Source organism: Actinomadura fibrosa (assembly GCF_900659615.1).
Lineage (GTDB): Bacteria > Actinomycetota > Actinomycetes > Streptosporangiales > Streptosporangiaceae > Spirillospora > Spirillospora fibrosa.
The window spans coordinates 1-10,101 of sequence record NZ_CAACUY010000286.1 but is presented as its reverse complement, the minus strand read 5'-3'; the positions used below and the strand labels follow the sequence as shown (position 1 = coordinate 10,101).

The following is a 10,101-nucleotide window of genomic DNA, read 5'->3' as shown; positions in this document are numbered from 1 at the left end:
GGGCAGGCCGTGCACCGCGGCGCGCAGCGCGGGGTCGAGGAGGGCCCGGGCGCCCGCGAGCGCCCGCTCCGCCTCCCGCGCGCTCCCGGCGCCGTCCGCGGACGTGGCCGGCGTGTCGGTCGCGGTCATGCTCGTCCCTCCCGGTGCTCCTCGCCACGCGTCCCCGCGGCCGGTCGCGACCCAACGTAAACCGAACGATCCCGAACACCGGAAAGGCGGGGCCGGGTGCGCCGGAATTGCCTTTCCCATGCCCTTATCAGACCTTTTCTTGACCCGGCAAAAGGACGGGGCGGACGCGAACCGCGTCCGGCAAAACCCCTCCCGCGGCGTGCCGGGCGCCGATTGGCCCGCCGGCGGCATGGACAGCCCGTTGACGTGGCATGCCGTTGGAAAGCGCCGGCGAGAGGATGGCAATGGACGATGCGGTGCGCGAGAAGGACCGGCGGGACGCCTGCCGGCGGCTGGACGTGGTCGCCGCCGCGGACGCGGCCGTCGTCGCGGCCCGGCTGACGGCGCGCTCGGCGGCGTGGGCGGCGCGCCTCGGGCCCCCGTTCGACCCGGGGCTCGCGCCGCTGTGCAGCCTGCCGGCCGCGTTCGTCGCCCCCTGGCTGTCGGGCGCGGGCGCGGACCTGACCGCCCGGACCGGCCTCTGGATCTTCGCCCTGGACGCCTGGACGGACGGCCCGCCCGCCCGCCACGACCCCGCCCGCCTCCGCGCAGGCCTAGCCGCCCTCCGCGCAACAGCCCAAGCCCCACCCACCCCCACCACAAACGCCGAACCGCCCCCGTACGGGGAGGGCGCCTTCGGCGGTGCGGCTGTCTCTTGGGAGGGCGGTCAGGTTGGCGCGTTGGGGGCGGCGCTCGCGCAGATCCGGGACGCGGTGGCGGTGGCGCCGGGCGTCCTGGCCTGGTGGCGCCGGGCCGCGGACGCGGCGCTCGCCGGCGCGCTGTTCGAGTACGAGGCGGCGCGCCGGGTGGCGGCCGGCGGGCCCCCGCCGCTCCTCGGCGCCTACCTCCGGCACGGCGCCGCGAGCATCGCGCTCGCCCCGCTCGTCCTCGCCATGTGGTCGGACATGCCGGACGTGACCCGGCCCGGCCTCCTGCCCGCGCTGCGGCGCCCCCTCCGGGACGCGTGCGTCGCGGTGCGGCTGGCCAACGACCTGCGCGGCCACCAGCGCGAACGCGGGGAAGGCGTCCTCGACGCACTCGCCCTCGGGCTCCCCGCGGAGCGGGCGCGCCGCCTGCTGGCGGGCCACGTCGAGCGCTGCCGCCGGGCGCTGGACACGCTCGCCGAGTCCGCGCCCGGCCCGGCCCTCGCACTGGAACGCCAGCTCCTGTGGTCCGTCCGCCACTACGAGCAGATCGACGCCGGGCACGCCGCATGACCAGCGGATTTGTCAGCATTCGCTACCGACCCGCGCATCCGTAGTCGTCCGGCTGCCATGTACTTAGAGTGCTCGCCTGTGCACATAGAGTCGCTTTGCGGGTGTGGCGGAGGTGCGATCGGGGCAGGCGTTCGTGGGGTTGGACGTGTGGTCGGAGTGCGCAGTCTGGCGGCCGCGGCCGGGCGTGCGCGGTGATGGCAGTGGTGAGGGGATGGCTTGATCGAGCAGGGTGTTGTCGAGGTCGGGACGCGCGGGCTGGGGTTGAGCGGGCGAGGGGTCGCCGAGCTGCGGGTGGACGGGCGGGAGGTTCGCGCGAACCTGCCGGTGGAGGAGCGGGTCGAGGCGCTGCTCGCCGGGCTGGACGGCGGTGGAGCGGACGGCGGCGGGTCGTTCGGGGCGTGTCCGTACACCACGGCGTGGCTGGGACGGCTGCGCGACCCGGGCGGCGCGGTCCGGTACCCGCGGTCGCTGCGCTGGCTCGTCGAGCATCAGCGAGCGGACGGCTCCTGGGGCGGTGAGGTCGCGTTCCCGCACGACCGGACCGTCTGCACGCTGGCCGCCGTCGTGGCGCTCACCGATGCGGGGGCGTCGCCGCCGGGCCGCGCGGACGCCGTCCGGGCGGGGCTGGCCTACCTGCGCGGCCACTCGACCGGCTGGCGCCGCGCTCCGGTCGGGGAGACGATGGGCTTCGAGCTGGCCGTGCCGCTCCTGCTCGGCGTCGCGTCGGCGCGGGGGCTGGACCTCCCGTACCGGGACTGGGACGACCTCGCCCGGACGCGGCAGGGGAAGCTGGAGCTCATCCCGCGGGAGCGCCTCCTGAGCGAGCCGACCTCCCTGCTGTACTCGCTTGAGGCGATCGGCGCGGATCCGGCTCACCGGGCTCTCGCGCGGTTCAGCGGCCCGGACGGGTCGCTCGCGAACTCGCCGTCGGCCACCGCCGCGCTCTGGTCGGCGGGCGGCGGCGGGGCGGCGGCCGGCTACCTGGACGACCTGGCGCGCCGCTTCCCGGACGGCGGCGTCCCGTCCCTGTATCCGACCGAGGTGTTCGAGACGGCGTGGGTGCTGCACAACCTCCAGCGCGCCGGTCTCGCGGACGCCCGGCGGCCCGGCGCCGCCCGCGCGGCGCGGTGGCTCCGCGCGCTGCTCGGCACGCACGGGCGGCTCGGGCTGAGCGCGGGGTTCCCGCTGGCCGACCCCGACGACAGCGCCATGGCGATCATCGTGCTGCACGCCGCGGGGCACGACGTCCTCGGGCTGCTGGACGGGCTGCTCGCGTTCGAGGGGGAGCGGTGCTTCGTCACCTACCCCGGCGAGCGGGACGGCTCCGTCACCCCCAACGCGCGGGTGCTGGAGGCGCTCGCGCTGCGCCGGGCGGCGTACGCGCGGCCGATGGCCAAGGTCACCGGCTTCCTGCTTGACGCGCGCCGCGAAGGCGCCTGGTGGTACGACAAATGGCACGTGTCGCCGTACTACGCGACCGCTCAGGTGACGTACGCCCTGACCCGGGCGACCGCCATGCGCCTGGACGGCACGCTGCGGTGGCTGCTGGAGACGCAGCGGCCGGACGGGTCGTGGGGCTGGTACGGGCGCGGCACGCCGGAGGAGACGGGCTGCGCCGTCCTCAACCTGGACGCCCTGGCGCGGCAGGGCGCCCGGGTGCCCGTATCGGTGTGGGACGGCGCCCGCCGCTACCTGCGCCGGCACCTTGACGGCCCGTTCCCGGAGATGTGGGTGGGGCGGGGCCTCTACACGCCGCTGGCCGTGTCGTCCTCCACGGTGCTGGCCGGTGCCGTGGTCGCCGCCGCCCGCTCGTCGCACACGGCCGCACCGTGAGCGTCGCCGGGGCGGCGCGTCACGACCATCGGCAGCGCGTCCGGGCGGAGGGCCCCGGCGGCGCTCATCCGCACGCGGTTCCCGGGCACGGGCGACACGGACCAGCGGGCCGACAGCGTCGCGGCGACGACGGTCATCTGGACATAGGAGAAATGGTCGCCGATGCATTTCCGGGGGCCCGCGCCGAATGGCACGAAATGCTCTCTGGGCGGGGGTGAGAGCCACCGGTCGGGATCGAAACGGAGGGGGTCGGGATAAAGCACCGGATCGCGGTGGAGCGTCGTCGGGCTGAACAGCAGCTCCGACCCGGCGGGGATGCGGTGCCCGCCCAGCTCGACGTCGGTGCGCGCGCGGCGCGACATCATCCACGCCACGCTGTGCAGGCGCAGCGTCTCGTCGATGGCGCGCCGCGTGTACGCCAGCGCGGGCAGGTCGTCGAACCCGGCGGGCCGTCCGGCGAGGACCTCGTCGAGCTCGCCTTGCAGCCGCTCCTGGACGTCCGGGTTGCGGCCCAGCTCGTGGTACAGCCACGACAGCGTGGACGGGACGGTCTCCGACCCGCCCGCGAGGACCGTCATGACCTCGTCCCGCACCTGCCGGGGCGTCATGGCGGCGCCGGTGCCGGGGTCCCGCGCGGTCGTCAGCGCGGACAGCAGGTCGTCGCGGCCGTCCGCGGCGGGGTCCCGCCGGCGCTCCTCGACCATGCCGTCGACGATCTCCCGGAGCCGGGCGGCGGCCCGCGTGAACCGCCGGTTCCCCGGGGTCGGGACGCGCCCGGCGGCGCGCGGCAGCACGGCCCGCAGCGGGATCTCGCGCAGGAACGTCGACACGCAGGCGTGGATCTCGGCGACGGCGGCGTCGTCCAGGTCCGTGCGGAACAGGGCCCGCAGCGCCCCGGCGGCGCTCGCGCGGTGCAGCGCCGCGTCCAGCGCGACGCGGTCGCCGTCCCCCCACGAGGCGGCGAGGGCCTCGGCCTGCGCACGCATGACCGAGGCGTAGCCGCGCAGGCGCGCCCGGTGGAACGCCGGCCGCATCAGCCGCCGCTGCCGCAGGTGCGCGTCCCCGTCCGCGGTGGCGAGCCCGTCGCCGAGGAACGGCCTGCTCCGCTCGTAGGCCAGCCCCTGGACGTAGGAGCCCGCGTCCGTGACGAGCACGCGGCGCAGCAGGTCGGGCGCGTTGACGACGAACACCGGGCGCGGCCCGGCGTGGAAGGCCGCGATCGGCCCGCATCCCCGCAGTTCCTGGAGCAACCCGACCGGGTCGCGGGCCAGCCGGTGGGCGTGCCCGAGCAGCGGCAGCCGCCCGGGGGCGCGGGGGATGGTCGGGGCTCGCATGCGACCTCCGTCACGGTGTGCTTCGGGGACGCCCTCCGCTCGGTCCGGTCGATTGTCGGCGCACGAGAAAAAGGCGTCGTCTTGGCGTGGCAAGAGAAAATCTATCCGGGTCGGAGTTTCCGGCGAGCCGGACGAGGAAATTGCCGGAACCGTCACCTCGATAACGGATACCCGAGTGCAGGAAAGGCCATCATATGGACATGACGCCGCACTTCGGTACGGACATGACGCCGCACTGTGCCGCGGACGAGACGTCGCCCTCCGAAATGGACGCGACCCCCCACTCCGGCAAGAACGCGGCGCTCCGCTCCGGCACCGGCGCGGTGCCGCGTCGCGACTCCGCCCGGCGCGTGCTGCCGCCGGCCCGTCCGGACGGCTGGTACGGCGTCGCGTTCGGTGCCGAGCTGCGCCCCGGGCAGGTGCTGCGCCGCAGGCTCATGGGGGAGGACGTCGTGCTCTACCGCACCCGGGGCGGCACGCCGCGCGCCGTCCGCCCGTACTGCCCGCACCTCGGCGCGCACCTCGGCCACGGCGGCACCGTCGAGGGGGAGGAGCTCGTCTGCCCGTTCCACCGCTTCGCCTTCGCCGCGGACGGGACGTGCGTGCGCACCGGCAACGGCGCGCCCCCGCCGCGCACGCGGCTGTCGCTGCTGGAGGTCCGCGAGTCCGACGGCGCGCTGCTCGTCTGGTGGGACGCGTCCGGCGGCCCGCCCCGGTGGGAGGTCCCGTCCGTCATGCGGGACGGCTTCCCCGCGCCCATCAGGCGGTTCCACCGGCTCACCGCCCACCCGCAGGACATCGTCGAGAACACCGTCGACATGGGCCACTTCACCGCCCTGCACGGCTACCGGAGCGCCCGCGTCGAGAACCTGGAGTTCGACGGGCCGCGCATGCGCGCCGACGTCGTGACCCGGCGGAACTTCCCGCCGCTCGGGGCGCTGGAGTTCCGCTTCACCGCCCGCGCGTACGGGCTCGGCGTGAACTCCGCGCGCGGCGTCGTCCCGAGGCTCGGCCTGGAGGTGCAGGCCCTCTTCCTCCAGACCCCGGTCGTCCCCTGGACGGCGTCCGGCGCCACCGGCGGTGACGGCGAGCTGGAGTTCCGGGCCCTGCTCGCCCTGCGCCTCCACCGGCCGCGCCGCCCGCGCGTCCTCGCCGATCCGGTCGCCCGGTTCGCCACGCACGTCATCGGCCCGACCATGTGGGCGGACGTGCGCCAGGACTTCCCGATCTGGAACACCCGGACGTACCTGGACCGCCCGAGGCTCGCGGGCGGCGACGGACCCATCACCGCCTACCGCCGGTGGGCGGCCCAGTTCTACACCGGATCCCCCGCCGCCGTGCCGGGCGACGCCGTGGTGGTGGGCTGACATCCGCGGCCGCGGACGCCCGTCCCCGTCACCAGGCGAAGGCCTCCGGGGACGGGCCCGGACCGGGGAAGATCTCGTCCAGCGCGGCGAGGAACTCCGCGGACAGCTCCAGCTCGACCGCGCGGAGGGCGGAGTCGAGCTGCTCGCGGGTGCGCGGGCCGACGATCGGGCCCATGACCTCCGGGCGGGACAGCAGCCAGGCCAGCCCGACGTCGCCGGGGCGCAGCCCGTGCTTGTCGCACAGGTCCTCGTACGCCTGGATCCGCGCCCGCTCGGCGGGGTCGGCCAGCATCTCCGCCGCCCGTCCGGACCGCGACCGCGACGCGCCGCCCTCGCGCTCCTTGCGCAGCACGCCGCCGAGCACACCGCCGTGCAGCGGCGACCACGGGATGACGCCGAGCCCGTAGGCGGCGGCGGCCGGGATCACCTCCATCTCGGCGCGCCGCTCGATGAGGTTGTACAGGCACTGCTCGCTGACCAGGCCGAGCGTCCCGCGCCGGGCGGCGTTCTCGTTGGCCTGCGCGATGCCCCAGCCGGGGAAGTTGGACGACCCGACGTACAGGACCTTGCCCTGCTGGACGAGGACGTCGAGCGCCTGCCAGATCTCGTCCCAGGGCGTCGCCCGGTCGATGTGGTGGAACTGGTAGAGGTCGATGTAGTCGGTGCCGAGCCGCTTCAGCGACGCGTCGGCGGCGCGGCGGATGTTCAGCGCCGACAGCTTGTCGGTGTTCGGCCAGGACGCCGTGGGCTCCGCGTTCATGTTCGCGTAGACCTTCGTCGCGAGGACGGTCTTCTCGCGGCGGCCGCCGCCCTGCGCGAACCAGCTCCCGATGATCTCCTCGGTGCGGCCCTTGTTCGCGCCCCAGCCGTAGGCGTTCGCGGTGTCGAAGAAGTTGATGCCGGCGTCCAGCGCCGCGTCCATGATCGCGTGGCTGCCGGGCTCGTCGGTCTGCGGCCCGAAGTTCATCGTGCCGAGCACCAGGCGGCTGACCTTCAACCCCGTGCGGCCGAGCTGCGTGTAGTCCATGGACACCAGCCAAGCACCTGGAGTGCGCTTCAGGTCAAACCGGGTCCTCGGGTGTCGCGACGAGGGGCTGGACCACCGGCTCGACCTGGGGTCGCGGCTCGGGTCGATCGTCGGCGTGCTCGGCCGGCTGCGCGACGGGCTGCTCGACCGGCTGCGCGACGGAGTGCGTGTCTTCGTGCGCGTCCTGCTGGACGTCCGGATGCGCGCCTTGCTGGGTGTCCTGCGCGGCGGCCGGCTGAACCTGGTCGCCGGGCTGTGCCTGCGCGGCGGGCTCGGCGGACTCGGTCTGTGCGGGGTGGGATTGGTCGTCGGGTGCTGCTTGGAGGTGGTACGACGCCTGACCGTCCGGCGCCGCCTGGGCGTCCTGCGTGGTCGTGGTCGTGGCGGTGGCGGGTGCGAGGACGCCCGCGGATGGTGCGGGGAGGGTGCCGAGGGGTTCCGCTGGAATGCCGGCCGGTGGCTTCGGCCCGGTGTCCGGTGGACGCTGCGCGGCCGGGTCCGCGTCGGCGCTCATCCGGTCGATCTTCGCGACGAGCTGCCTGATGGACGGCGACCACCTCCTGCGGACCGGAGCCCCGGGACGGACGGCGCCCGCGAACTGCCTGAGGCGGGCCGGGCCGAGCCTGTCGATCCGGATCCGCGAGCCGCTGTTCGGGGCGTGCAGGAAGCGGCCGTTCCCCACGTACATCCCGACGTGGGCGCGGCCGCGGAAGAAGATGAGGTCGCCGGGGCGCAGGTCCTTCAGCCCGACCTTCCGCTTCACCGCCGAGTACTGCGAGTAGGTGACGCGGGGGAGCACCACGCCGGCCCGGCGCCACGCGGCCATCGCGAGGCCGGAGCAGTCGAACCCGGCCGGTCCGGCCGCGCCCCAGCGGTAGGGCTTGCCGATCTGCCGGCGGGCGAACGCGAGCGCCGTGCGGGCCCGCCTGCGCTGCGCCGCCTCCTGCGTCCGGTACCGGTCGTACTCCCGGACCTTGCTCAGCGTCACCGGATCCAGGGCGAGCTTGTGGATCACGGACGGGCTGAGCCGTGCCATCGCCTGCGCCCCGACCGGGAGGACGACGACGATTCCCGTCGCCGCCGCCGTGACGGCGGTGCGCAGGATGCTCGGTTTTCGTATCGCCGTCCGGACGGCGCCGATACGGCCGAGCGGCGGCCGAAGCGAATTCTCCCGATACGAGTGGCGTACTGCCCGCATTTCCAGTCTCCGGTTTCCGTTGTCGGATGATCTACTGCCGACAGTTCGGGTACCCGCCATCCGCCCCGGGATCTGGAGAACGCGCCGATTTTACATGATCATGGTCCGGGATTTGGTGCGCCGTTTCGTGTCTTTGATCATGAGGTCAGATGGGCGAGCGATTTCAGCGGGACCGGAAGCCAGGCCGGCCGGTTCCGCGCCTCGTAGCGGACCTCGTACACGGCCTTCTCGAATTCGAACGCGCGCAGCAGCACGGCGTGCGCGGCGGGGTCGGGTCCGCCGGCCGCCGCGTAGCCGCGGCAGAACGCGGCGCGGTTGCGGGCCGCCCAGGCGTGCGCGCGCGTCTCCAGCCCCCGGTGGGACTCGGCGGGCACGGTGCCGGACTTGGTGATGAGGAAGCGGGCGGCGTACTCGAAGGAGCGGAGCATGCCGGCGACGTCGCGGAGCGGGTGGGCGAGGGCGCGGCGCTCGCCGGGGGTGCGGGCGGGCTCGCCCTCGAAGTCGAGCACCGTCCAGCCGGACTCGGTGCGCAGGACCTGGCCGAGGTGGTAGTCGCCGTGGACGCGCTGGACGCGCAGGGGCTCCGCCTGCGCGGCCAGGTCGATGAAGGCGCCGGTGAGGGCTTTCGCGTGCGGCGCCAGGGACGGTACGGCGCGGCAGGTCGCGGTGAGCTCCTCGTTCATCCGCGCGGCCGCGGCGCGCACCTCGTCCGCCGGGACGGTCGTCACGCCGAACGCCTCGGCGAGCGCCCGGTGGACCTCGGCGGTGGCGGCGCCGAGCCGCTCGGCCTCGGCCGCGAAGTCGCCGCCCGCGACGCTGGCGTCCAGCTCGGCCCACTCGTCCTCGGCGGGCGTGACGGTGTGCGCGTACCAGTCGCGCACGCTCGCGATCGCTAGGCTCCAGCCGTCCGCGCCGGTGCGGAGGTAGTCCGACAGGAGCCCGAGCGTGACGGGCTCGGCCCCGTCGCCGTCGCCGCCGGCCTCCAGCTCGATCCAGCCGCGGACGGCGGCGACGTGCGTGCAGCCGACGCGGGTGAGCGCGAGGTTGACCTCCAGGTCGAGGTTGACGCCGCGGCTCAGGCGGCGGAACAGCTTGCAGATGTAGTCGTCGCCGAACAGCAGCGAGGTGTTGCTCTGCTCGGCGGTGATGGGCAGGCTCGTCAGGTCCGTCCGGATGGCGGCGCCGCTCACGCGGTGGAAGCGGAGCGGCCCGACGGACGCCTCGGACGCGAGGTGGTCCAGCAGGGTCCGCGTGAGGTCCGGGTCGTGGGCGGCGTCGTAGAGGCGCGGCGCCGCGCCGTCCGGGTCCGGCAGGCCGATCTCCACGTGCAGCAGCCGGTCGGGCAGGTCGTGCCGGACGCCGAGCAGGAGCTGGTACCGGTCGGTGGCGGTGCCCTGGCGGACGTCCAGGACGAGGTGGTGCAGCGCGGGGTCGCCGGGGAGCAGCTCGGTCGCGGTGCCGATGGACAGCTCGTCGATCGGGCTGTCCTTGCCGCCGAACCACCGCTGCTTGGGCAACCACTCCGCCAGGTCGCGGGTGAGGACGTCCTCAGGTGGTAGCACGGTCGGCCGCCTTCGCTGCCTCGGCACCGTCCGGAGGCGTGAGCTGGAACCAGTAGAAGCCGTGTCCGGGGAGGGTGAGCAGGTAGGGCAGTTCGCCGATGGCGGGGAACTGCACGCCGCCCATGCACTCGACGGGTGAATAGCCCTGGAATCGCCGCATGTCGAGTTCGACCGGCTGTGGGAACCGGGAGAGGTTGCTGACGCACAGGACGGTGTCCATCCCGCCCCACTGCTGCGTGTCGTCCTCCCCGATCTCGCGGGTGAAGGCGAGGACGGAGGGGTTGGAGGCCGACAGTTCGACGTAGGAGCCGACGCCGAAGACGGGGTGGCGCTGGCGGATCTCGATCATCTTGCGGGTCCAGTGCAGCAGGGACCCGGGGTTGTTGGTCTGGGCC

8 protein-coding genes are annotated in these 10,101 nt (G+C 74.6%); 3 read left to right on the top strand and 5 right to left on the bottom strand.

Going from position 1 to position 10,101, the window contains the following annotated elements:
- Positions 1 to 413: 413 nt before the first annotated feature.
- Both E1300_RS43035 and E1300_RS43030 read left to right on the top strand, forming a co-directional pair.
- Positions 414 to 1,385, top strand: a complete 972-nt coding sequence (locus E1300_RS43035; protein ID WP_131763046.1) for an isoprenoid biosynthesis enzyme family protein — start codon at positions 414 to 416, stop codon at positions 1,383 to 1,385.
- Between the two features lie 216 nt (positions 1,386 to 1,601).
- Positions 1,602 to 3,218 carry a hypothetical protein gene (locus tag E1300_RS43030; protein WP_131763045.1) on the top strand — a complete coding sequence of 539 codons (1,617 nt, stop codon included), beginning with the start codon at positions 1,602 to 1,604 and terminating at the stop codon, positions 3,216 to 3,218.
- Here E1300_RS43030 and E1300_RS43025 read toward each other — a convergent pair.
- Entirely contained in the window at positions 3,131 to 4,552 is a 1,422-nt protein-coding gene (locus E1300_RS43025; RefSeq protein WP_131763044.1) for a cytochrome P450, read from the bottom strand. The two genes, E1300_RS43030 and E1300_RS43025, sit on opposite strands and share 88 nt — an antisense overlap.
- A 200-nt stretch (positions 4,553 to 4,752) precedes the next feature.
- Between E1300_RS43025 and E1300_RS43020 the strand changes: the two genes are divergently transcribed.
- A complete protein-coding gene (locus tag E1300_RS43020; protein WP_165503251.1) occupies positions 4,753 to 5,919 on the top strand; it encodes a Rieske 2Fe-2S domain-containing protein in 1,167 nt (388 codons plus the stop codon).
- A gap of 28 nt (positions 5,920 to 5,947) precedes the next feature.
- On the opposite strand, the gene E1300_RS43015 is transcribed toward E1300_RS43020, so the two are convergent.
- The 4 genes from E1300_RS43015 to E1300_RS43000 all read right to left on the bottom strand — a co-directional run.
- Positions 5,948 to 6,946, bottom strand: a complete 999-nt coding sequence (locus E1300_RS43015) for an aldo/keto reductase (RefSeq protein WP_131763047.1) — start codon at positions 6,944 to 6,946, stop codon at positions 5,948 to 5,950.
- Positions 6,947 to 6,980: 34 nt separating this feature from the next.
- Positions 6,981 to 8,144: a C40 family peptidase gene (locus E1300_RS51940; RefSeq protein ID WP_242619764.1), complete on the bottom strand. Its 1,164-nt coding sequence runs from the start codon at positions 8,142 to 8,144 to the stop codon at positions 6,981 to 6,983.
- Positions 8,145 to 8,281: 137 nt separating this feature from the next.
- Positions 8,282 to 9,706: a maltokinase N-terminal cap-like domain-containing protein gene (locus E1300_RS43005; RefSeq protein ID WP_131763042.1), complete on the bottom strand. Its 1,425-nt coding sequence runs from the start codon at positions 9,704 to 9,706 to the stop codon at positions 8,282 to 8,284.
- Positions 9,693 to 10,101, bottom strand: a 409-nt coding sequence (locus tag E1300_RS43000; RefSeq protein WP_207400283.1) for an alpha-glucosidase C-terminal domain-containing protein, incomplete at its 5' end; no start/stop codon positions are given. The genes E1300_RS43005 and E1300_RS43000, both read right to left, overlap by 14 nt.